Annotated in this window: 22 protein-coding genes; 9 read left to right on the top strand and 13 right to left on the bottom strand. The window is 63.9% G+C overall.

Going from position 1 to position 20918, the window contains the following annotated elements:
* The first annotated feature begins 9 nt into the window (after nt 1-9).
* The 4 genes from ACLEJU_RS02435 (at nt 10) to ACLEJU_RS02420 (ending at nt 2222) form a co-directional block, all read left to right on the top strand.
* Nucleotides 10-420, top strand: a complete 411-nt coding sequence (locus ACLEJU_RS02435) for a YbaY family lipoprotein (RefSeq protein WP_435423290.1) — start codon at nt 10-12, stop codon at nt 418-420.
* Nucleotides 421-495: 75 nt separating this feature from the next.
* Nucleotides 496-894, top strand: coding sequence for a YbaY family lipoprotein (locus tag ACLEJU_RS02430; protein WP_435423291.1), 399 nt, complete (start codon nt 496-498; stop codon nt 892-894).
* A gap of 32 nt (nt 895-926) precedes the next feature.
* Nucleotides 927-1613, top strand: coding sequence for a DUF4197 domain-containing protein (locus ACLEJU_RS02425; RefSeq protein WP_435423292.1), 687 nt, complete (start codon nt 927-929; stop codon nt 1611-1613).
* A gap of 195 nt (nt 1614-1808) precedes the next feature.
* Nucleotides 1809-2222 (top strand): hypothetical protein, encoded by a 414-nt coding sequence (locus ACLEJU_RS02420; RefSeq protein WP_435423293.1) that lies wholly within the window; start codon nt 1809-1811, stop codon nt 2220-2222.
* Nucleotides 2223-2275: 53 nt separating this feature from the next.
* Here ACLEJU_RS02420 and ACLEJU_RS02415 read toward each other — a convergent pair whose 3' ends face one another.
* Entirely contained in the window at nt 2276-5341 is a 3066-nt protein-coding gene (locus ACLEJU_RS02415; RefSeq protein WP_435423294.1) for an efflux RND transporter permease subunit, read from the bottom strand.
* 6 nt (nt 5342-5347) lie between these two features.
* Nucleotides 5348-6448, bottom strand: a complete 1101-nt coding sequence (locus ACLEJU_RS02410; protein WP_110639372.1) for an efflux RND transporter periplasmic adaptor subunit — start codon at nt 6446-6448, stop codon at nt 5348-5350.
* Between the two features lie 168 nt (nt 6449-6616).
* Here ACLEJU_RS02410 and ACLEJU_RS02405 point away from each other — a divergent pair, with 168 nt between their 5' ends.
* Entirely contained in the window at nt 6617-7258 is a 642-nt protein-coding gene (locus tag ACLEJU_RS02405) for a TetR/AcrR family transcriptional regulator (RefSeq protein ID WP_435423295.1), read from the top strand.
* 161 nt (nt 7259-7419) lie between these two features.
* Here the strand turns inward: ACLEJU_RS02405 and ACLEJU_RS02400 are convergent, their stop codons facing one another.
* Nucleotides 7420-8196: a class I SAM-dependent methyltransferase gene (locus ACLEJU_RS02400; protein ID WP_435423329.1), complete on the bottom strand. Its 777-nt coding sequence runs from the start codon at nt 8194-8196 to the stop codon at nt 7420-7422.
* A gap of 103 nt (nt 8197-8299) precedes the next feature.
* Here ACLEJU_RS02400 and ACLEJU_RS02395 point away from each other — a divergent pair, with 103 nt between their 5' ends.
* Entirely contained in the window at nt 8300-8920 is a 621-nt protein-coding gene (locus ACLEJU_RS02395) for an energy transducer TonB (RefSeq protein ID WP_435423296.1), read from the top strand.
* A gap of 2 nt (nt 8921-8922) precedes the next feature.
* Here the strand turns inward: ACLEJU_RS02395 and ACLEJU_RS02390 are convergent, their stop codons facing one another.
* The 7 genes from ACLEJU_RS02390 to ppc all read right to left on the bottom strand — a co-directional run bounded on the left by ACLEJU_RS02390 (nt 8923) and on the right by ppc (nt 16180).
* Entirely contained in the window at nt 8923-9597 is a 675-nt protein-coding gene (locus ACLEJU_RS02390; protein ID WP_435423330.1) for an extensin-like domain-containing protein, read from the bottom strand.
* Between the two features lie 18 nt (nt 9598-9615).
* Nucleotides 9616-10446, bottom strand: coding sequence for an isocitrate lyase/PEP mutase family protein (locus ACLEJU_RS02385; protein ID WP_435423297.1), 831 nt, complete (start codon nt 10444-10446; stop codon nt 9616-9618).
* 28 nt (nt 10447-10474) lie between these two features.
* Entirely contained in the window at nt 10475-11344 is an 870-nt protein-coding gene (locus ACLEJU_RS02380; protein WP_435423298.1) for a DUF72 domain-containing protein, read from the bottom strand.
* Between the two features lie 3 nt (nt 11345-11347).
* A complete protein-coding gene (locus ACLEJU_RS02375) occupies nt 11348-11635 on the bottom strand; it encodes a hypothetical protein (RefSeq protein WP_435423299.1) in 288 nt (95 codons plus the stop codon).
* Nucleotides 11636-11766: 131 nt separating this feature from the next.
* On the bottom strand, nt 11767-12441 hold the full coding sequence (tsaB, locus tag ACLEJU_RS02370) for a tRNA (adenosine(37)-N6)-threonylcarbamoyltransferase complex dimerization subunit type 1 TsaB (protein WP_435423300.1): 675 nt from the start codon (nt 12439-12441) through the stop codon (nt 11767-11769).
* A 203-nt stretch (nt 12442-12644) separates the two neighbouring features.
* On the bottom strand, nt 12645-13295 hold the full coding sequence (gene adk, locus ACLEJU_RS02365; RefSeq protein WP_028691565.1) for an adenylate kinase: 651 nt from the start codon (nt 13293-13295) through the stop codon (nt 12645-12647).
* 257 nt (nt 13296-13552) lie between these two features.
* The gene (gene ppc, locus ACLEJU_RS02360; RefSeq protein WP_435423301.1) at nt 13553-16180 is read right to left on the bottom strand and encodes a phosphoenolpyruvate carboxylase; all 2628 of its coding nucleotides are present in this window, start codon (nt 16178-16180) and stop codon (nt 13553-13555) included.
* A gap of 169 nt (nt 16181-16349) precedes the next feature.
* Between ppc and ACLEJU_RS02355 the strand changes: the two genes are divergently transcribed.
* The 3 genes from ACLEJU_RS02355 to ACLEJU_RS02345 all read left to right on the top strand — a co-directional run bounded on the left by ACLEJU_RS02355 (nt 16350) and on the right by ACLEJU_RS02345 (nt 18225).
* Nucleotides 16350-16694: a pilin assembly protein gene (locus ACLEJU_RS02355; RefSeq protein WP_435423302.1), complete on the top strand. Its 345-nt coding sequence runs from the start codon at nt 16350-16352 to the stop codon at nt 16692-16694.
* Nucleotides 16695-16969: 275 nt separating this feature from the next.
* The gene (locus tag ACLEJU_RS02350; protein ID WP_435423303.1) at nt 16970-17383 is read left to right on the top strand and encodes a DUF4398 domain-containing protein; all 414 of its coding nucleotides are present in this window, start codon (nt 16970-16972) and stop codon (nt 17381-17383) included.
* A 50-nt stretch (nt 17384-17433) separates the two neighbouring features.
* Nucleotides 17434-18225: an OmpA family protein gene (locus ACLEJU_RS02345; RefSeq protein ID WP_435423304.1), complete on the top strand. Its 792-nt coding sequence runs from the start codon at nt 17434-17436 to the stop codon at nt 18223-18225.
* Nucleotides 18226-18403: 178 nt separating this feature from the next.
* On the opposite strand, the gene ACLEJU_RS02340 is transcribed toward ACLEJU_RS02345, so the two are convergent.
* The 3 genes from ACLEJU_RS02340 to ACLEJU_RS02330 are packed head-to-tail and all read right to left on the bottom strand — an operon-like array spanning nt 18404 to nt 20899.
* Nucleotides 18404-18730, bottom strand: coding sequence for a hypothetical protein (locus ACLEJU_RS02340; protein WP_435423305.1), 327 nt, complete (start codon nt 18728-18730; stop codon nt 18404-18406).
* Nucleotides 18727-19650: an alpha/beta hydrolase gene (locus tag ACLEJU_RS02335; protein ID WP_435423306.1), complete on the bottom strand. Its 924-nt coding sequence runs from the start codon at nt 19648-19650 to the stop codon at nt 18727-18729. Before ACLEJU_RS02335 ends, ACLEJU_RS02340 begins: the two co-directional genes overlap by 4 nt.
* Complete coding sequence (locus ACLEJU_RS02330) at nt 19622-20899, bottom strand: flavohemoglobin expression-modulating QEGLA motif protein (RefSeq protein WP_103445431.1); 1278 nt, start codon at nt 20897-20899, stop codon at nt 19622-19624. The genes ACLEJU_RS02335 and ACLEJU_RS02330 overlap by 29 nt, the downstream gene beginning before the upstream one ends.
* Between the last annotated feature and the right edge of the window lie 19 nt (nt 20900-20918).

The following is a 20918-nucleotide window of genomic DNA, read 5'->3' as shown; positions in this document are numbered from 1 at the left end:
AGTACTGAAATGACCCAAATGAAGACATTCAATGTTGAAATCGTTTCCTCTGGCGACAATGTGCTTCCGCCATCCGGCCAGGTTCAACTGAGTCTGCTTGACGTTTCGCTGGCTGATGCGCCAGCCATCAGCCTTGCCGAGTTGCGCCTGCGCTGCGGCGGTCTGATGCCGATCAACCTGCAGCTGACCTTCGACAGCAGCCAGATTGATCCACGCCACAGCTATGCCCTTTCCGCACGCGTCGAAAAGGATGGCCAACTGCTGTATATCAATACCAGCCATCACCCGATAAAGCCGGACACAGTGTTCGGTACCCAACGGGTTACCGTCGACAAGGTTGCTACCAATGTCGATGGCATACACGGTGGCAACCTGCCAGCGTCCCTGACCGGCATTCACGGCGGTAACCGCATGGACTGACGACCCACTCCGGAAAATCCGCTAAAGTCCCTGGGGTTGGCCACAAGCCAGCTCCAAGGACACACCGGAGATTCCATGAAAAAGCTCTTTATGCTGTGTTGCGCATCCCTGCTCGCAGCCTGTTCCAGCCACACCCCGTCCACCCAGGCCAGCCTGGATGGCGAAGTCTTCTACCTGCAGCGCATCGCCCTGCCGCCTGCCGCCACCTTGAGCGTCGAGTTGCAGGATGTCTCGCTGATGGACGCCCCCGCCGTGACCCTGGCCCGCCAGGCCGGCCCGGTCAAAGGCAACGTGCCCCTGCCGTTCCACCTTACCTACGACCCGACCCAGGTCAAGCCCGGCCACCGCTACGCGGTCAGCGCGCGGATCGAGCTGGATGGCAAGCTACTGTTCATCAACACCGAACACCACGGCGTTACCCTCGACGGCAGCGACCAGCAGCCGGTACGGGTCAAAGTCGACCCGGTGCGCTGAGCCCGCCCCACTTCATCGATAAGGAAATACCCATGATTCGCGCCTCCCTGCGCTTCTCTACCCTGTGCGCCGGCCTGCTGCTATCGGCCAGCGCCCTGGCCCTGTCACTTGGCGACCTGAGCCAGTCCGACGCCACCGGCGGCCTGAAGGACGCCCTCACCCAGGGTGCGCAGATCGCCGTCAAGCAGTTGAGCACGCCAGGCGGCTTCAGCAACAACCCCGATGTGCGCATCGAGCTGCCGGGCAACCTCGGCAAAGCCGCCAAGGCCATGAAGATGTTCGGCAAGGGCGACCAGGTTGAAGCCCTGGAAACCAGCATGAACAAGGCCGCCGAAGCTGCCGTGCCGCAAGCCCAGGCGATTCTGGTGGATGCCGTGAAGAAGATGACCGTGACCGATGCCAAGGGCATCCTCAGCGGTGGTCAGGATTCTGCAACCCAGTACCTGAACAAGAGCAGCCGCGAGCAGATCCGCGCCAAGTTCCTGCCGATCGTCAAGCAGGCCACCGACAAAGTTGGGGTCGCCCAGCAGTACAACGCCTTTGCCGGTCAGGCCAAGGGCCTGGGGCTGATCAAGGATGATGCCAATATCGAGAACTACGTGACCGAGAAGGCGCTGGATGGCCTGTTCGAGATGATTGCCAAGCAGGAAGAGAGCATTCGCCAGAACCCGGCACAGGCGGCCACGAGCCTGGCCAAGAAGGTTTTCAGCGCGCTCTGATGGCCCCATCGCGAACAACGCTCGCTCCTGCCAGCAATCCACTCCCCGGTAGGAGCGAGCATAGCTCGCGCAGTGATCTCCATCCTTTCTCTCGCCGAAACACGCTACGTTCCTCAGGAAAAAATACCTAATTTGCTTGCTATGGAAGCGACCTTACCTTGACTGCTCCTAATGAATACACAGGAGTATCTAGGAATGTCCGATGAACAGTACATACGCATTTTCGTCGATAAGCTGGAAAAGCTGCCTCTGCCGCCCGAAGCTCAAGAGGCCTTGGACCATCAGATGCAGCCTGACGCTTCGGCGTCCTATCAGTTGGAGATAATGGAAGTCACACCGTCCCTTGAGCGTGTGGTTGTTGCGTTGGACGGTCAGGGAGAATTGGCGCTGCCACAAACTTTCTGCATCCCGATTGATGGTGATCGACTGAAGATAGGTAATCAATATCGCGCAACAGTGATGTACAAGATCAATCAAAGGGACAATCAAGGTGGTCGTATGATCTGGACCAACCTTTTCACCCTTGAGAACAGCGCCCTCGTGACTTTAGCCGGCCGCGCAGGGCATGGTCCCTGCATGGGACGAACCAGCGCCTGTTTTAGCTGGTAGCCATTAGTACGTACTTGGGCAATGCAAGGCGCGATGACCGGCGCCTTGTTCAATCACCGCCTTTTCACCCTGAACCACGCCGCATACAAAGCCGGCAGGAACAGCAAGGTCAACGCCGTGGCCACGATCAACCCGCCCATGATCGCCACCGCCATCGGCCCATAGAACACACTCCGCGACAACGGAATCATCGCCAGCACCGCCGCCAGCGCGGTCAGCACGATCGGCCGGAAGCGCCGTACCGTGGCCTCGATGATCGCCTGCCAGCGGTCCAGCCCGGAAGCGATGTCCTGCTCGATCTGATCTACCAGGATCACCGAGTTGCGCATGATCATCCCCGCCAAGGCGATGGTGCCGAGCATGGCGACGAAGCCGAAGGGCTGGCGGAACACCAGCAGGAACAAGGTCACGCCAATCAGCCCCAACGGCGCGGTGAGGAACACCATCACCGTGCGCGAGAAGCTTCGCAACTGGATCATCAGCAGGCTCAGCACCACCACGATGAACAGTGGCATGCCGGCGTTCACCGACTTCTGCCCGCGCTCGGAATCTTCCACCGTGCCGCCCACTTCCAGCAGATAACCATCCGGCAGCTTCGCCTTGATCTCCTGCAAGGTCGGCAGGATCTGCTTCACCAGCGTCGCCGGCTGCTCCTTGTCATAGATGTCGGCACGCACGGTCACCGTCGGCAGACGGTTGCGGTGCCAGATGATGCCTTCCTCGAAGCCGTATTCCAGGGTTGCCACCTGCGACAACGCCACGCTCTGGCCGTTGTTGGTGGGCAGCGCCAGGCTGCCGAGGTTGCCCAGTTCGCCACGCTCCTGCTGTGTGCCGCGCAAGAGGATCTCGATCAGCTCGTTGTCCTCGCGGTACTGGCTGACCGTGGTGCCGGTCAGCGAGCTCTGCAGGAAGCTCGACAACTGCGCGGTGCTCACGCCCAAGGCACGTGCGCGGTCCTGATCGATCTCCAGGAATACCGCTTTGCTCGGTTCTTCCCAGTCCAGGTGCACGTTGACCACATGCGGGTTCTCACGCACCTTGTCCGCCACTTCGCGGGCCAGGGCACGGGCCTTTTCGATATGTTCGCCGGTGATCCGGAACTGTACCGGGTAGCCCACGGGCGGGCCGTTCTCCAGGCGCGTGACGCGGGCACGCAGGTCGGGGAACTGCTGGTCGACGGTGCTGATCAACCAGCTGCGCAGGCGCTCGCGGTCTTTCATCGACTTGGCCAGCACCACGAACTGGGCGAAGCTGGCGGCTGGCAACTGCTGGTCCAGCGGCAAGTAGAAGCGCGGTGAGCCGGTACCCACGTAGGCTACATAGTTGTCGATGCCGTCCTGCTGCTTGAGCAGCGCTTCCAGCTGCTTGACCCGCTCGGCGGTATTGGCCAGCGAGGCGCCTTCGGCCAGTTTCAGGTCGACCATCAGCTCCGGGCGTCCCGAGGCCGGAAAGAACTGCTGGGGCACGAAGCGGAACAGCAGGATGCTGCCGACAAAGGCGGCAACGGTCAGCAGGATCACCGTCTTGCGCCGCCGCACGCACCACTCCACCACACGCCGCACGCGCTGGTAGAACGGCGTGCTGTACGGGTCTGGCGCATGTCCGTCCTTGCCATGGCGGGCGGCATGCAACTTGGCCAGGTCCGGCAGCAGCCGTTCGCCCAGGTAAGGCACGAAGACCACCGCCGCGACCCAGGAGGTCAGCAGCGCGATGGTCACCACCTGGAAAATCGAGCGGGTGTATTCGCCGGTGCTCGAGGCCGCCGTGGCGATTGGCAGGAAGCCCGCCGCCGTGATCAGCGTACCGGTGAGCATCGGGAACGCCGTACTGGTCCAGGCGTAGCTGGCGGCCTTGAGACGGTCGAAGCCCTGCTCCATCTTGATCGCCATCATCTCCACGGCAATGATCGCGTCATCCACCAGCAGGCCCAGCGCCAGCACCAGCGCGCCGAGCGAGATCTTGTGCAGGCCGATGCCAAAGTAGTGCATGCTGGCGAAGGTCATGGCCAGCACCAACGGGATGGCCAACGCCACCACCAGGCCGGTGCGCAGGCCGAGGGAGAAGAAGCTCACCAGCAACACGATCACCAGCGCCTCGACCAGCACCTGGACGAACTCGCCGACCCCGGCCTTGACTGCCGCCGGCTGGTCGGAGACCTTGCGCAGCTCCATGCCGGCAGGCAGGTTGCGCGCCAGGCGCTCGAACTCGCCTTCCAGGGCTTTGCCGAGTACCAGGATGTCGCCGCCGTCCTTCATCGACACCGCCAGGCCGATAGCATCCTCGCCCATGAAGCGCATGCGCGGCGCGGGCGGGTCGTTGAAGCCACGGTGCACGTCGGCCACATCGCCGATGCGGAAGGTACGGTCGCCTACACGGATGGGGAACTGACGGATCTCATCGACGCTGTCGAAGCGCCCGCTCACCCGCAGTTGCAGGCGCTCGCTGGGGGTTTCGAAGAAGCCGGCAGTGCTGACCGCGTTCTGCTCACGCAACGCCTGCTGCACCGCCTCCAGCGGCACGCCGAGGGTGGCCAGCTTTAGGTTGGACAGCTCGATCCAGATCTTCTCGTCCTGCAGGCCGATCAGCTCGACCTTGCCCACGTCCTTGACCCGCTGCAGCTGGATCTGGATACGGTCGGCGTAGTCCTTGAGCACCGCATAGTCGAAACCGGCGCCGGTCAGCGCATAGATATTGCCGAAGGTGGTACCGAATTCGTCGTTGAAGAACGGCCCCTGGATCTCCGGCGGCAAGGTGTGGCGGATGTCCGCGACTTTCTTGCGGATCTGGTACCACAGCTCGGGAATGTCCTTGGAATGCAACGAGTCGCGGGCCATGAAGGTCACCTGCGACTCACCCGGGCGTGAGAACGAGACGATCTTCTCGTACTCGCCGGTCTCCATCAGCTTCTTCTCGATGCGCTCGGTCACCTGGCGCGACACTTCCTCGGCCGTGGCCCCTGGCCACAGGGTACGAATGACCATGGCCTTGAAGGTGAACGGTGGGTCTTCACTCTGCCCCAATTTGGTGTAGGACATGGCGCCAATGGCAGCCAGCAGAACCATCAGGAACAGCACGATCTGGCGATTACGCAACGCCCATGCGGAAAGGTTGAAACCCATCGGGACTTACTCCTTGGCCGTCAGGTTCACCACGCGGTTGGTGCGGTCTACCGGCCGCACCTCTTGCCCCTCGCGCAGCACGTGACCACCGGCAGCGACCACCCAGTCGCCCGGCGCCAGGCCTTCGAGCACCGGCACGGTTTCACTGCCATAAGGCCCCAGGCGCACCACGGCGCGCTCCAGGCGGCTGTCCTTGTTGACGCGCCAGACATAGGCCTGGCCGTTTTCTGCGGTGACGGCCGACAACGGCACCGCCAGCGGAATCAGCCCATCATGGGCAATGAATACCCTTGCACTCTGGCCGAGCTCGGCAGGTGCCTTGGCCGAGGTGAAGGCAATGCGGGCGGCGAACGTGCGTGAACGCGGGTCGGCAGCAGGTGACAGCTCGCGAATGCGCCCTGGGAAACGCTCGTTGGGGTAAGACCACAATTCGACGCTGACATCCTGGCCCACGGCAAAGCGGGCGAACTGCTGTTCAGGCAGGCCGATAGCCACTTCACGCTCGCCATCGGCGGCCAGGGTGAACACAGTCTGCCCGGCCGCGACCACCTGGCCCACTTCAACCTGGCGCTTGGCAATGACACCTGCCTGCGGCGCACGCAACACAGCGTATTCGGCCTGGTTACCGGCCACATCGAACTCGGCCTTGGCCTGCTTCAGGCGGGCGAGGCCTGCGCGGTAGAGGTTTTCCGCGTTGTCGTACTGGGAGTGGCTGACCATCTGCCGATCCAGCAGTTTCTGGTAACGGTCGCGCTCGGTGCGCACCAGCGACAGGTTGGCCTCGGCCGCCGCCAGCTGGGCGCGGTTGGCCTCCAGCTGCAGGCGCACGTCCTGTGGGTCAAGCTCGGCCAGCGGCTGCTCGGCCTTGACCCGCTGCCCTTCCTCCACCAGGCGCTTGCTGACCTTGCCGCCGATGCGGAAGGCCAACTCAGGTTCGAAGCGCGCGCGCACTTCGCCGGGGTAACTGTCGGCAGCGGCTTCGGCCGGCTGAGGCTGCACCACCAGGGCGGGGCGTGGTGCGGCAGGGGCTGCGGCTTCCTGGCCGCAGGCGGCCAGCAATAGCACGGCAGCGGCAGGCAGAGCGAGGGACAAGGCATGGCGCAACATGATGAATCCTTTCGCGAAGAGCACATCGAATATTTATACTGGCGAGTATATTAAGTCAGGGAACCGAGGCCGGGAAGTCGGCGTCGGAAAGAAAATCAACATTAACGATGGTCGCGACCTGCAGCCGGAAGCGGTTCGAGCCGGTAAGATGGGCGCCTCTTCAACCAGATGCGGATTCCAATGTCCAACGACGCACCCATCGGCCCAGGCCGGCCCAAGGACCTGGCGAAGCGCGAGGCCATCCTCGAAGCCGCCAAGGCCCTGTTCCTCAGCCTTGGCTACGCCAACACCAGCATGGATGCGGTCGCTGCGGCGGCAGGTGTTTCAAAGCTCACGGTCTACAGCCACTTCACCGACAAGCAGACACTGTTCGGCTCGGCGGTCATGGCGACCTGCCAGAACCAGTTGCCTGACTTGATGTTCGAGTACCCCGAAGGGGCGGCTGTGGAGGAGGTGTTACTGAACATCGGCCGTAGCTTCCAGGCACTGATCAGCAGCGACGAGGCGGTCAAGTTGAGCCGCCTGATCATGGCGCTGGGCAGCCAGGACCCAAGGTTCGGCGAGTACTTCTATGAAGCCGGGCCCAAGCGGGTACTGGCGGGGATGGAAGCGTTGCTGCGCGGGATCGACGAGCGCGGGCTGTTGCGGATTGCCAATCCGCTGCAGGCAGCCGAGCACTTCTTCTGCCTGATCAAGGGCGCGCCGGATTACCGGCTGTTGCTGGGGTGTGCCGGGCCGCTGGAGGGGGATGAGGCCGAGGGCCATGTGCGCGAGGTGGTGGGGTTATTCATCCGCGCATTCCAACGCTGAAGTTGGCCGGCGCACGCCCTGCAGGAGCGGCCTTGTGTCGCGAAAGGGGCGCGAAGCGGCCCCACACTTTCAGCTTCGCAGCGAAGATGGCCGGGGCCGCTATGCGACCCTTTCGCGACACAAGGCCGCTCCTACAAAGGCCACACAAACTTCACAGGAGATCAGGCCTTCAAGGCTTTCTTCGGATAGATGTCATACCGGCTAGACTTGCCTTCCAGGCTATGACTCGGCTTCGGCCCCTCGATGATCGGCGCCTTGCGCGGCCTTTTCACCACCACCCGATGGCTGGCCAGTGCCAGGGCGGCTTCGAGCAGGGCCGGGGCGTCCAAGTCATCCCCGACCAATGGCCGGAACACGCGCATTTCCTTTTTCACCAAGGCACTCTTGTCACGGTGCGGGAACATCGGGTCGAGGTAGATCACCTGTGGCGGCTCGCCTTCCCAACTGCGCATACGTTCGATGGCGTTGCCGGTCAGCAGGCGCATGCGCCCGACAATCGGCCCCACCTCCTCATCCAGGCGGGCCCGTGACAGGCCATCTTCCAGCAATGCGGCAATCAGCGGCTGGCGTTCGATCAAGGTCATCTGGCAGCCCAGGCTGGCCAGCACGAACGCATCCTTGCCCAGCCCCGCCGTGGCATCCAGCACCTGTGGCCGCACGCCCTGGGCGATGCCCACCGCCTTGGCGATCATCTGCCCGTTGCCACCGCCAAACTGGCGCCGGTGCGCGGCCTGGCCGTCGACGAAGTCCACCCGTACCGGCCCCGGTGCCTGCGGGCCCAACTGCTGGATCTGCAGACCATCGGTGCCTACCTGCACGGCAAACCCGGCCGCATCGTCCTGCAGCGGCAGCGTCAGGCGCTCGGCCCATGCGGCGGCCTGCGCCTCGAATTCAGCCGACAGCGCCTCGACCCGGATACCTGTGCCCTGCTCTTCCATCATTCACACCTAGAAATTTGACCCTGCCCCTCATGTATCGACCGCCACGGCCGATACAGGCAATATCCCGCTATTCTGCCAGAGCACAGCGCGCAAGACTGCCATGACAGAGACTCTTCCCATCGGTTTGACCTACTTGTCGCCTGTCGGCAACTACGGTCGGCAGAATACCCAGGCACTCGGGGGCGTCAGCCACCTGTGGCAGGATTTCTTTGCCCGAGCGATGGCCGAGCAGCAAGCAGAAGAGCCGGACAGCGTCAGCCAGGCGATGGTGCAGTACGATCAGGAAAGCGGCGAGCCGATCGGCGGGGCCAAGGCCCTGGCCATGATCGAAACCCAGCGCGCCTGCCCGGTGCAGGACACCATCGTCGCACCGCCCGAGCCCCTGTTCCTGCCCAAGGCGGAGCTTGAGGCCAACCTGCTGGAACCGGCGCCAGAGCCGTTCAGCGTCGCCGAAATGATCCAGCAGCAGCGCCAGCTCGACATCAGCAACAACTGGCTACGCCCGGTTGTGATGAGCCAGGGTCACCCGCTCCCCGAACCAGGCCCTGGCCCTTCCCCGCGCCCGCTGCACCTGCCGATCGCCGAATTCGAGATGGACCTGCTCGACCCTGCGCCGGAGCCGTACGACGAGGCGACCATGGCCAAGCAGCAGAACGACCTGGAATTCGACATGCACTGGGCACGCCCGGTGGTGCTGAACAACGTTCGCGTGCACGCCTGAGATCAGCGGCAGACCTGCCAACGCCCCATGTCCAGATGAAAGTGGTTGTGATGGGCAGCGTTGTAGTCCGGCCCCAGCACGGTGCTGAAAGTGTCACAGGCTGCTTGCCGCACCTGCCTGAGAAACTCGCCCTTCTGCTCACCCGCCTGCCAGTCCCGCGCCAGCACGATGCGCTGACCGTCCTGCAGGCGAAAGCCGCTGATATCCAGTGCGTTGGCCGTGGCGTGCTGGCTCAGACGCCCCTCCTTTCGGTTGTAGACATTGCGGCAGGCAAAGCTGCCCAGGTGATCCACCTGCACAATCGGCTGGCCAAACACCCGCTGCGCCGCAGGCTGCAGCCCATGCTGCTCGAACAACGCATAGGCCACTGCCAAGGGGCAACTGGCCAGGAAACTGCTGCTTAAACGCACCTGCCCTTGCTCGATGCGCCACACGTTCTGCAACGGGCATCTGGCAGACGCCGGGCTGTCGGCTTGCGCCCGGTAACGCAAGCCGGAAGCCTCCAGCGTCTGGCGGCACAAATCAGGGTCATTGCGCAGCCGCGACAGTTTGTAGCTCGTCAGCCAGTTTGGCGGCTGGCGCACATCCAGCACCGCCCATGGGTTCCACGCATCCGGCAAACGCCAACCGAGTTGCCACGCAAGGCCTGCCAAGATCAGCAGGCCGCACAGCAGCATCAGCGTGCGCACGGCGCCTCAGCGGCGGAACAGGTCGTTGAGTTGGGCGAACGGCAAGGCCTGCTCGCCGTAACTGAATGTGCCCTGATCACGAATCTCAAGGGCCGCACGCTGGAACGCGCCCAGTGCCGCGCGCGCCAGCGACGAACCGACGCTGATGCGGCGCACGCCGAGGTCCTGCAACTGGTTGACGCTCAATGGCACACCCGCCAGCCCCATCAGCACGTTGACCGGTTTCGGCGCCACCGCCTGCACCACCGCACGCACCTCATCGACACTGCGCAGCCCCGGCGCATAGAGTACGTCGGCACCGGCCTCGGCAAAGGCCTGCAGCCGCAGGATGGTGTCATCCAGGTCCATGCGCCCGTGCAGCAGGTTTTCCGCACGGGCACACAGGGTGAACGGGAATGGCAGGCTGCGGGCGGCCTGTACTGCGGCCCGCACCCGCGCCACAGCCAGTTCGAAGTCATAGATCGGCGCGTCGGCGCGGCCACTGGCATCCTCGATCGACCCGCCGACCAGCCCCGCTTCGGCGGCACGCAAGATGGTCTGCGCACAGTCTTCGGGCAGGTCGCCGAAGCCATTTTCCAGGTCGGCGGCCACCGGCAGTGCCGTGGCATCTACGATCACCCCGGCATTGTCCAGGGTCTCATCCAGGCTCAAGGCGCCTTCGGCATCCGGCCGCCCGAGGCTGAAGGCCAGGCCTGCGCTGGTAGTGGCCAGCGCTTCGAAGCCGAGGCTGGCCAGCAGCTTGGCGGAGCCGGCATCCCAGGGGTTGGGAATGACGAAGGCGCCATCACGCTCATGCAGTGCCTTGAAGGCTTCGGCTCGCAGGGTCTGTACATCCATGGTCACAACCTCCGGGGTCTGGGAATGGTCAGAGTAGCCCCAGTTGTTCGACCTCGGGGGCGCGCGGCAATTCCGGCAATGCTGCCAGGCCAGGCAGACGCGCCATCAGCCGCTGGTGGAAACGCTGGGCCAAGGCGGCGGCCAGGCGGTTGTCGGACGTGTGGAGGAATACGTAAGGGCTACGCCCCTCTTCGATCCAGGCGGCGACCTTGTCCACCCAGGGCGTGAGGAAGGTCTCGTTGGCCTCAAGCTGCGGATGGCCGATAAAGCGCACCTGCGGGCGCTGGCTGAAGGCGGCGGGGCGCGGTGGCACCTTGGGCTTTTTCGACTGTGCATGCAGCACGGCAGGGTCGCGTGAAGTGCAACTGAACAGCGCGCGGGGGTCAAGGCAGATGCGCTCCACGCCGCGCTCGTGCAGCAGGCGATTGAGTAGTCTCTCCTCCTCGCCCTTGGCGAAGAACGCCTGGTTGCGCACCTCCACGGCCACCGGCACGCCGATTTCGTCGAGGAAATGGCAGAGTTCGCCCAGCCGTGCCGGGCTGAATTGGGCCGGCAACTGCAGCCAGAACGGCGATACGCGCTGACCGAGCGGGGCCATCAGGCGGGTGAAGTCGGAGGCCGCCTCAAGCTGATCACGCAGGTCGCCTTCGTGGCTGATATCCCTGGGAAATTTGGCAGTGAAGCGGAAGTGCTCAGGCATGACCTGCGCCCAGCGGGCGATGGTGCCGGGCGCGGGGCGCGCATAGAACGTGGTGTTGCCCTCGACGGCGTTGAATACCCGGCTGTAGTAGCCAAGCATTTCATTGGTGTTGGCGTCGGCGGGATACAGGTAGTCGCGCCAGGCGTTCTCACTCCAGGACGGGCAACCCAGGAAATAAGGCAGGGAAGATGGATTCATCCATCAAATGTACAGGTCAAGCCCCAGTACTTCCATGTCCCAGTCGGTAAAACCGGCCGTGCTGAGGTAGCTGGCCAGCGCAGTGGCAGTGCGCCGGTCACGGGCGCGGGGGAATACCATGTCTTGCTGACGAGCCGGCAGCCCCGCCGGGCGACGACGCGCAGAAGCCTCTTGGGTGACTTCGCTCTCTTCGATCAGCTCGGCATCGTCCACGTTCTCGGCGCGCACCGCACCTTTGCGCGGGGTGCGCTTGATCGGGTAGGACTGCGATGAGAAACCGTCGATACGCATGGTGTGAGCACTCAGGACCAATGATGGCAATTTAGCAGCATCAGAGTTCCGTCGCTAATGCTCGAGTGATAACTGGACCACAGTTTGCGCCGAAGGTTTTATCGTCAACCGCGATAACCGACGAACAGCACTCAGCGCGCCTTGGGTGTGGCTACATTATCGCGCAAGTAAACCGGTTGCGCCTGTTCGGCGACGATCGCCTCGCCACGGGACCAGGCGAAATTGGCCAGGCTGAGGATGTCCAGCGCATTGGGCAGTGCCGCGGGGTTGCTGACACTGGCCTGTACCGCTAGGCGCTCGGCATAGCCCCAGCCGGTACCGGCACCGTACCAGTCACCGCTGCTGCCTTCAGGCAAGGCTACGCGCTCAGGCGGCAGCACGGCTTCCAGGCCCTGCAGGCGCATTTCGCCGGCTTCGGCCTTGTAGCAACCCCAGTACACCTCATCCATGCGCGCATCGATGGCTGCGGCCACCTGCTGCAAGCCTTGCTCGCGCAATGCGCCCTGGGCCAGCGCGGCCAGGTTGGACACCGGCAGTACCGGGCGCTCCAGCGCAAACGCCAGGCCCTGCACCACACCGATGGCGATGCGCACCCCAGTGAACGCACCCGGGCCACGGCCGAAGGCGATGGCATCCAGTGCGTTCAGCGCCACGCCGGAGTCCGCCAGCAGTTGCTTGATCATCGGCAGCAGCTTCTGCGCATGCATGCGCGGGATCACCTCGTAATGGCTGGTTACCTTGCCGTCATGCAGCAGCGCGACGGAACAGGCTTCGGTGGCGGTATCCAGGGCCAGCAGGGTGGTCATCGAACGGGTATCCAGGTGCTAGGGGAAAAGAGCGGCAGTATAGAGCAGCTGCGGTCCCTGTGGGAGCGGCCTTGCGTCGCGAAAGGGCTGCGAAGCAGCCCCAGGATGTCAGCGACACGGTAAAAATCGAGGGGCTGCTCTGCAGCCCTTTCGCGACGCAAGGCCGCTCCCACAAAAAAGCGGCCGCTGCATCAGAGGGTGGATCAGCTCAGCGCTGCCAGCACCTTGGCGGTGATCGACTCGACCGAGCCGACGCCTTCGATGTGGCTGTACTTCGGCTTGCCGGCGTTGGCGGCCGACAGCTTCTGGTAGAAGTCCACCAGTGGCTTGGTCTGGCTGTGGTAGACCGACAGGCGGTGACGCACGGTTTCTTCCTTGTCGTCATCGCGCTGGATCAGGTCTTCACCGGTGACGTCGTCCTTGCCTTCCACTTTCGGCGGGTTGTACTGAATGTGGTAGGTGCGGCCCGAGGCCAGGTGGACGCGGCGGCCCGCCATGCGGCCGACGATTTCTTCGTCGTCGACGGCGATTTCGACCACGGCGTCGATGTCCACGCCGGCGGCAACCATGGCTTCAGCCTGTGGAATGGTACGCGGGAAGCCGTCGAACAGGCAGCCATTGGCGCAATCCGGCTGGGCGATGCGCTCCTTGACCAGGCTGATGATCAGCTCGTCGGAAACCAGCTGGCCGGCATCCATGACTTTCTTCAGTTCCAGGCCCAGTGGGGTACCGGCCTTGACGGCGGCACGCAGCATGTCACCGGTGGAGATCTGTGGAATACCGAACTTCTCGGTGATGAACTTTGCCTGAGTACCTTTACCGGCCCCGGGAGCTCCCAGCAGAATTACGCGCATCTCGTGCTCCTCAAATTTTTTTATGAAATTCAATGGATTCGGCAATCGAGGCCAAGTCCGGAAAATCGGGTATGACCACAAATCGGTCAGAAGGCTGCTCAAGATACACAGCGCCCGGCAGCCAGACAAGCGTCCCAAAGTTGCAGCATTGCGTCATTTGTATGCAAAACCGAAGGTGGTTGCGCCCGGCGCAACCACCCTCCTCGCCCGGTTCCGGCCCACGCCCTGCAGGCGGGCAAGGGCCGCTCCAGCAGGCTTCAGCCGGTGTTGCGCAGGCCTGCGGCAATCCCTGCCACGGTCACCAGCAAGGCCTGCTCCAACGGGCTGTCCAGAGCGGCTTCGCGGCTGCGCGAACGGGCCAGCAACTCGGCCTGCAGACGGTGCAGCGGGTCCAGGTAGGTGTTGCGCAGGCTGATGAATTCCAGGGTCTCGGGGCTGTGCGCCAGTAGCACCGGCTGCCCGGTCAGGCCCAGCACCACCTGGCACGACTGCGACAATAGGTCGCGCAGGTGTGCTCCTAAAGGAAGCAAGCCCGGTTGCACCAGACGTTGGTCGTAGGCCTCGGCGATTTGCGCATCGGCCTTGGCCAGGACCATTTCCAGCATGTCGATGCGGGTGCGGAAGAACGGCCATTGCTCGCGCATTTGCCCCAGCAGCTCGCCCTGGCCCCGCGCCAGGGCATTGCTCAGGGCCGTTTCCCAACCCAGCCAGGCCGGCAACATCAGGCGTGTCTGGGTCCAGCCGAAGATCCAAGGGATCGCCCGCAGGCTTTCGATGCCACCGGCACGACGCTTGGCCGGGCGGCTGCCCAGCGGCAAACGGCCGAGTTCCTGCTCGGGGGTGGACTGGCGGAAGTATTCGACGAAGTCGGGGTTTTCCCGCACCACGCCGCGATAGGCCTTGAGGCCATCGGCCGCCAGTTGGTCCATCAGTGCGCGCCAGGCGGGTTCTGGTGGCGGTGGCGGCAGCAAGGTGGCCTCGAGCACGGCAGCCAGGTAAAGGTTGAGGTTCTGCTCGGCAATGCCCGGCAAGCCGAACTTGAAGCGGATCATCTCGCCCTGTTCGGTGGTGCGGAAGCGCCCTGCAACCGAGCCCGGTGGCTGCGACAGGATCGCCGCATGGGCCGGCCCGCCGCCACGGCCGACCGTCCCCCCACGGCCATGGAACAGCAGCAGCTCGACCTGATGCTCGCGGCAGATGCGTACCAGGTTTTCCTGGGCGCGGTACTGGGCCCAGGCCGCCGCCGTGGTGCCCGCGTCCTTGGCCGAATCGGAGTAGCCGATCATCACTTCCTGCGGCCCGCGCAGGCTGGCACGATAGCCCGGCAGGCCAAGCAGGCGCTCCATCACCGGCCCGGCGTTGTCCAGGTCGGCCAGGGTTTCGAACAGTGGCACCACGCGCATCGGCCGGGTCAGGCCGGCTTCCTTGAGCAACAGTTGCACGGCCAGCACATCGGAGGCTGCACCCGCCATCGAGATCACGTAGGAGCCCAGCGATGCGCCCGGCGCCGCAGCGATCTCGCGGCAGGTGGCCAGCACTTCCGCGGTCTCTGCCTGGGGTTTGAAGTGCGCCGGCAGCAACGGTCGGCGGTTCTTCAGTTCGGCCTGGAGGAAAGCGATGCGCTGTTCTTCGTCCCAGTCGGCGTAACTGCCCAGGCCCAGGTAGTCGGTAATCTCTGCCAGAGCATCACGGTGCCGGGCGGCGTCCTGGCGCACATCCAGGCGGCCGAGGAACAGGCCGAAGGTGACCGCCCGGCGCAGGCTATCGAGCAGCGGCCCATCAGCGATCACGCCCATGCCGCATTCATGCAACGACTGATAGCACAGCTCCAGCGGAGCGATCAGGTCACGGTTGTCCACTAGCACCTCGGCGCTGGCCGGCTTGCTGCTGGTCAATGCCACCTGGGCCCAGGCGCGGGTGGCCCGCAGGCGGTCGCGCAGCTGCTTGAGCAGTGCCCGGTAGGGCTCAGCACTGTCGCCCACTCGCTCGCGCAGGGCACTGCTGGCCTGCTGCATGGACAATTCTGCCGCCAGCGCATCGACATCGCGCAGGAACAGGTCGGCGGCCATCCAGCGGGCCAGCAGCAGCACCTCACGGGTCACGGCGGCAGTGACATTTGGGTTGCCGTCGCGGTCACCGCCCATCCACGAGGCAAAGCGAATGGGTGCGGCTTCCAGCGGCAGGCGCAGGCCGGTGGCATCGAACAACGCCTTGTCGACCTTGCGCAAGTGGTTGGGAACGGCATGCCAGAGCGAATGCTCGATCACCGCGAAGCCCCATTTGGCCTCGTCCACCGGGGTTGGCCGGGTGCGGCGGATTTCTTCGGTGTGCCAGGCTTCGGCAATCAGCCGGCGCAGGCGTTCACGCACCTGCTCGCGCTCGGCGGCGGTCAGGTCGCGGTGGTCCTGCACGGCCAGCTGGCCGGCAATGGCATCGTATTTCTGGATCAACGTGCGCCGCGCCACTTCGGTCGGGTGGGCGGTCAGCACTAGCTGGATATCGAGCTTGGCCAGTTGCCGGGCCAGGGCGTCATCCTTGTGCCCGGCCTGCTTCAGGCGCGCCAGCAGTTCGGGCAACACCCGCGCCTCGAACGGCTCGGGCTGGTCGGCATCGCGACGGCGGATCAACTGATACTGCTCGGCCATGTTGGCCAGGTTGAGGAACTGGTTGAAGGCTCGCGCCACCGGCAGCAAATCTTCTTCGGCAAGGTCGGCCAGGGTCGAGCTCAACTGCTCGCCAGCGCCGCGGCGGTCGGCCTTGGCGCTGTGCCGGATGTCCTCGATCTTCTGCAGGAACGCATCACCGTGCTGCTGGCGAATGGTCTCGCCGAGCAACTCCCCCAACACATGGACATCTTCACGCAGGCGCACATCGATATCAGTCATTGGCCCTCTCTTCGGCGCGGCTCGCCGCGCTCTGCTCAGGAAACAGCGCTGGCCCAAGAGTGCCCACTGCCGGGGCGCAAAGGCAAGCCACGATCGCGCAAAGCAAACTAAAGTTAAGCCAGCGCAGTCTGATGCACTGCAGCCTTTACTGGCGTTCACAGAGGTCATCATGAAAATCCGCGAACTCGCCCAGCACTGGGAACAGAATGCCGCCGGCACCCTGAGCCCCACCGGCCACGCCTTGCACCTGGACCTCGAGTCCGAAGCACGCCTGGCTGCCCTGATCGACATGTACCCCAAGCGCACCGCCGAGGAACTGCTCGGCGAACTGGTCGCCGCCGCGCTGGAGGAGCTGGAAGCCAGCTTCCCTTACGTGCAGGGCCGCAAGGTCATCGCCACGGACGAGGAAGGTGACCCGCTGTTCGAAGACATCGGCCCGACCCCGCGCTTTCTGGCACTTTCACGGCGCCATCTGCACGACCTGAGCAACCCCAGCGACGACAGCGGCAACTAAGCCCTGCTTTCTGAATTCTGGGCCTGCAACGGGCCCGGAATACTCAGCCAGCCCGGAAAAGTTCCAGGCAAATACCGCTGACCGATCAGTCAGAAATAGTTAGCCAGCCTAGGCAACTTTTTTCTGAACTATTCAAAAAACGCTCAAGTCCCAGCCAATAGCCATCACGCTAAAACCCTGCACACCTGCTGGTGCATCGTTCAGCGCAAGCGCAGGCGATGCCAGGGATTGAGCGATGGACTGCTACGGACATCGTCGTTATCAGGAGTGATCCAATGGAACTGACCACCATCAAGACCCGCACCTCGAACGCCTCATCCACTCCCGTGCGCGGGCTCAAGCTGGCTGCGCTGGCCCTGGGCAGTAGCTTGGTACTGGCCGGCTGTGCGGGCAACCCGCCCACCGAGCAATATGCCGTGACCCAGTCCGCCGTGAACTCCGCCGTGAGTGCTGGCGGTACCGAGTTCGCCGCGGTGGAGATGAAGTCGGCGCAGGACAAGTTCAAGCAGGCCGAAATCGCCATGCATGACAAGAAGTACGACGAAGCCAAACTGCTGGCCGAGCAGGCCGAGTGGGATGCCCGCGTCGCCGAACGCAAGGCCCAGGCAGCCAAAGCCCAGAAGGCCGTGCAGGATGCCCGCCAGGGCGTTCAGGACGTACGTCAGGAAGGCCTGCGCAGCGCTGAATGAGCGCCGCCAAGTCAACCTTAGCCTTCGCAACTGATCAAAGGATGAACACCATGCGCAACTACGTCATGATTCCCGCCCTGCTGGCCCTGAGCGTCGGCCTTGCTGCCTGCTCCCACGACCCGAACCCCAACCTGGAGTCGGCCCGCACCAACTTCTCGGCGCTGCAAAGCGACCCACAGTCGAGCAAGGTTGCCGCGCTCGAAACCAAGGACGCCCAGGACTGGCTGAACAAGTCCGACAAGGCCTTCATGGACCGGGAAGACAGCAAGAAAGTCGACCAGCTGGCCTATCTGACCAACCAGCGCATCGAGGTGGCCAAGCAGACCATCGCCCTGCGCACCGCCGAGAACGAGCTGAAAAATGCCTCGGCCCAGCGCGCCCAGGCCAAGCTCGATGCCCGCGACGCGCAGATCGCCAAGCTGCAGGAAAGCCTCAACGCCAAGCAGACCGACCGCGGTACGCTGGTGACCTTCGGTGACGTGCTGTTCGACTTCAACAAGGCCACTCTCAAGGGCAACGCCTACCCGAACATCACCAAGCTGGCCCAGTTCCTCCAGGAGAACCCGGAGCGCAAGGTGATCGTCGAGGGCTACACCGACAGCGTCGGCTCGGCCAACTACAACCAGACCCTGTCCGAACGCCGCGCCAACAGCGTGCGCATGGCGCTGGTACGCGCCGGTGTCGACCCGGCCCGTATCGTTTCCCAAGGCTATGGTAAGGAGTACCCGGTTGCAGACAACGGCAGCAACTCGGGCCGTGCGCAGAACCGTCGGGTAGAAGTGACCATCTCCAATGACAACCAGCCGGTGGCACCGCGTTCGGTGAGCCAGATCCAGCAGTAAGGCTGGTCAGCTGAAATGAGGAAGCCCCGCTCGATGCGGGGCTTTTCTTTTGCCTGTTCCGGCCCTTTCGCGGCTAAAGCCGCTCCCACGGGGATATCACTGCCCTTGAGGGTTCTGCAGTACCTGTGGGAGCGGCTTTAGCCGCGAAGGGGGCGGGACAGCCGATGGAAATCCTGGATCACTGCACCTGCTGCGGCGTCTCCTGGCCCATGCAGCGCACCGCGCGCTTGCGGCTGTCCACCAGCACGCCGGTCAGGCCTTTCTGCTCGGTATCGAACAGCACCATCACACCATCCACGCACTGGGCTACCTGCGGCGCCGGGTCGAGGGAGACCTTGTAGTCCTCGCCGGGAATGGTCTTGAGCATGGTGAAGTCCTGCAGCAGCAGCGCATCCTCGGGTTTGGCGAAATGCAGGTAGCCGTAGTACCAGAGAGCTCCCACCGTCACGATGATGCTGCCGACACCGGTCAGGATCAGCGGGATGGCGTTGCGTTCTTCACTCATTGCTTGTTCTTCTCGTCAGGGTAGTTGGGCACTTCGGCAAGCCGCCGCAGGCCGTTGAAATGGCTGGGGTCATCGAGGAAGCGCAGCATCACCTGGCGCCACACCGGGTCGGCGAAGGTCTGCACGTGCCCCCCACGGGTCAGCTGCAGCACCCGCGGGGGCGGTGCGTGCTGGTACAGGCGAATGCCGTTGTCCATCGGCACCAGATCGTCGTCGATACTGTGGAAGAACAGCTTCGGAGGAGCGCTCAACTGTTCGATCGAACGGATCGCACTGTCGCCGTCCGGCACCAGCCAGGACAGCGGCACCTGCAGCGGCCAGGTCATCCACGAGGTACTCAGCGCGTAGCGGCCGACTGCACGGTAACTGGCCGGCACGCCGTCGAACACCAGGGCGTTGAAGCGCTGGCGCTGCTCGGGGTGCTGCGCCAGGTAGTGGATCGCCATCGCCCCGCCAAGGCTCTGGCCAAGCAGTACCAGGGGCTTGCCCTTGACCTCGGGGGCCTGGTCCAGCCACGCCATCGCCGCCGCGATGTCCTGATAGACCTCGGGCAGGCTCGGTGTGCCTTCAGACAGGCCATAGCCGCGGTAATCGATCATCAGCACCTGGTAACCCTGCTCCGGCAGCCAGTAGCTGCCGCCCAGGTGTCCCGGCAGGTTGCCGCCATTGCCATGCAGATGCAACACCGTGCCCTTCACCTCCACCCCGGCCTTGGCCGGCAGCCACCAGCCGTGCAGCCGCAGGCCATCGGCGGTGGTCAGGCTGACATCGCGGTATTCCAGCTTGGCCCTTGCCGGGGTGAACGGCTCACCGGGTTCGGGGTAGAACAGCAGGCTGCTGCAACCGCCCAGTCCCAGCAGGAGCATGCCCAGAACCAGCAGGCGGCAGCGCTCAGAGAATGTTCGCGTAGTCGGCTTCAATGCGATCCAGGCTCAAGTGGTTGAGGAAGTTGGAGAAGCACATCCAGGCCGACAGTGCGTTGAGGTCGCGGAACTGCTCCGGCAGATACTTGGGCGGTTCCACCAGCCCCTCCTCGACCAGCTGGCGCAGGGTACGCATGTCTTCCAGGGTGGTCTTGCCGCAGAACAGCAGCGGGATCTGCTCGAGTTTGCCCTTCTTCACGGCCAACTGAATGTAGTTGTAAACCATGATGAAGCCCTTGAGGTAGGACAAATCCTTGGTGAATGGCAGGCCATTGGGCACCGAGCCACGGAACACCCGGCTGGCGTTGCTGTAGCTCTGCGTCATCTCGAAGCCCTGCTCGCGGAAGAAGTCGAACACCTGCAGGAAATCTGCGCCTTCCTCAACCATGTGGATGGCGCGGGTGCGGTTGGTCAGCTTGCGCAGGCGGCTGGGGTAGGACGCGAAGGCGATCACTTCCATGAGGATCGCCAGGCCTTCCTGGGTCACCGTCGACGAGGGCGGGCCCTTGGCCAGGAAGGTGCAGATCGGCTGATTCAGGCCGTTGAGCGTGGTCCCCACGTGCACCAGCCCTTCATGCACCTCCAGCGCACGCACGTCACGGTTGTTGAACATGGCATCGGCGCGCACCTTGATGTAGTCGGCACCGGCTGCGGCATCGGCGACGATACCGTCAGACTCGAACACGCGGATGGTTTCCTCGGCCTCGCCGAACACCTTGTTCAGGCGGCGCTGGAGGATGTCCACGGCCTCCTTGGCGGTCAGGTTCTTCGGCTCGTCCTTGAGGTCGCCGCGCCCGTCGATGTTGTTCAGGTAGTCCGAGAGCATCAGCCCGAGGTCGGCCAGGGTCGGGTCACCGGCATGGAAGGCGTCGGAAGCCGCGCCGTACAGCTCCTGGGAGATCAGCCCGAAGTCTTCGGTACCGCGGGCTTCGAGCATGCGCACGACCATTCGGTACTCGCGGCACATGCGCTTCATGATCTGCCCGACCGGGTTGAACTGGCCGAGCTGGCGGATGATGTCGCGCTCGATAGCCTGGAACTCGGCCTTCACCGCGCTGGAGTCGAACGCCAGCGGGCGGGCCAGGTAGTACTCACGATTGACGGCGGGCGGCTCCTTGCCCTTGGCCTTGAGGAAGCCCTGGCGAATGTTGTCGTCCCATTTCACCGCGTCCAGGACCCGGATCGGGGTCTGCGCCGCGACGATGCGATCGGACAGGGCGCGGATGGTTTGCTGGTATTCGTCCACGGAGGACTCCTTGATCAGG

It is taken from the genome of Pseudomonas sp. SMN11, from assembly GCF_052041945.1.
Taxonomy (GTDB): domain Bacteria; phylum Pseudomonadota; class Gammaproteobacteria; order Pseudomonadales; family Pseudomonadaceae; genus Aquipseudomonas.
Note: the sequence above shows the minus strand (reverse complement) of the source record. Positions and strands in the feature narration are given on the sequence as shown.

What these genes read in the sequence shown, in the direction of transcription:
- ACLEJU_RS02435 (WP_435423290.1), top strand. Translation starts at nt 10, where the DNA reads ATGACCCAAATGAAGACATTCAATGTTGAAATCGTTTCCTCTGGCGAC.
- ACLEJU_RS02430 (WP_435423291.1), top strand. Translation starts at nt 496, where the DNA reads ATGAAAAAGCTCTTTATGCTGTGTTGCGCATCCCTGCTCGCAGCCTGT.
- ACLEJU_RS02425 (WP_435423292.1), top strand. Translation starts at nt 927, where the DNA reads ATGATTCGCGCCTCCCTGCGCTTCTCTACCCTGTGCGCCGGCCTGCTG.
- ACLEJU_RS02420 (WP_435423293.1), top strand. Translation starts at nt 1,809, where the DNA reads ATGTCCGATGAACAGTACATACGCATTTTCGTCGATAAGCTGGAAAAG.
- ACLEJU_RS02415 (WP_435423294.1), bottom strand. Translation starts at nt 5,341, where the DNA reads ATGGGTTTCAACCTTTCCGCATGGGCGTTGCGTAATCGCCAGATCGTG.
- ACLEJU_RS02410 (WP_110639372.1), bottom strand. Translation starts at nt 6,448, where the DNA reads ATGTTGCGCCATGCCTTGTCCCTCGCTCTGCCTGCCGCTGCCGTGCTA.
- ACLEJU_RS02405 (WP_435423295.1), top strand. Translation starts at nt 6,617, where the DNA reads ATGCGGATTCCAATGTCCAACGACGCACCCATCGGCCCAGGCCGGCCC.
- ACLEJU_RS02400 (WP_435423329.1), bottom strand. Translation starts at nt 8,196, where the DNA reads ATGGAAGAGCAGGGCACAGGTATCCGGGTCGAGGCGCTGTCGGCTGAA.
- ACLEJU_RS02395 (WP_435423296.1), top strand. Translation starts at nt 8,300, where the DNA reads ATGACAGAGACTCTTCCCATCGGTTTGACCTACTTGTCGCCTGTCGGC.
- ACLEJU_RS02390 (WP_435423330.1), bottom strand. Translation starts at nt 9,597, where the DNA reads ATGCTGCTGTGCGGCCTGCTGATCTTGGCAGGCCTTGCGTGGCAACTC.
- ACLEJU_RS02385 (WP_435423297.1), bottom strand. Translation starts at nt 10,446, where the DNA reads ATGGATGTACAGACCCTGCGAGCCGAAGCCTTCAAGGCACTGCATGAG.
- ACLEJU_RS02380 (WP_435423298.1), bottom strand. Translation starts at nt 11,344, where the DNA reads ATGAATCCATCTTCCCTGCCTTATTTCCTGGGTTGCCCGTCCTGGAGT.
- ACLEJU_RS02375 (WP_435423299.1), bottom strand. Translation starts at nt 11,635, where the DNA reads ATGCGTATCGACGGTTTCTCATCGCAGTCCTACCCGATCAAGCGCACC.
- tsaB (WP_435423300.1), bottom strand. Translation starts at nt 12,441, where the DNA reads ATGACCACCCTGCTGGCCCTGGATACCGCCACCGAAGCCTGTTCCGTC.
- adk (WP_028691565.1), bottom strand. Translation starts at nt 13,295, where the DNA reads ATGCGCGTAATTCTGCTGGGAGCTCCCGGGGCCGGTAAAGGTACTCAG.
- ppc (WP_435423301.1), bottom strand. Translation starts at nt 16,180, where the DNA reads ATGACTGATATCGATGTGCGCCTGCGTGAAGATGTCCATGTGTTGGGG.
- ACLEJU_RS02355 (WP_435423302.1), top strand. Translation starts at nt 16,350, where the DNA reads ATGAAAATCCGCGAACTCGCCCAGCACTGGGAACAGAATGCCGCCGGC.
- ACLEJU_RS02350 (WP_435423303.1), top strand. Translation starts at nt 16,970, where the DNA reads ATGGAACTGACCACCATCAAGACCCGCACCTCGAACGCCTCATCCACT.
- ACLEJU_RS02345 (WP_435423304.1), top strand. Translation starts at nt 17,434, where the DNA reads ATGCGCAACTACGTCATGATTCCCGCCCTGCTGGCCCTGAGCGTCGGC.
- ACLEJU_RS02340 (WP_435423305.1), bottom strand. Translation starts at nt 18,730, where the DNA reads ATGAGTGAAGAACGCAACGCCATCCCGCTGATCCTGACCGGTGTCGGC.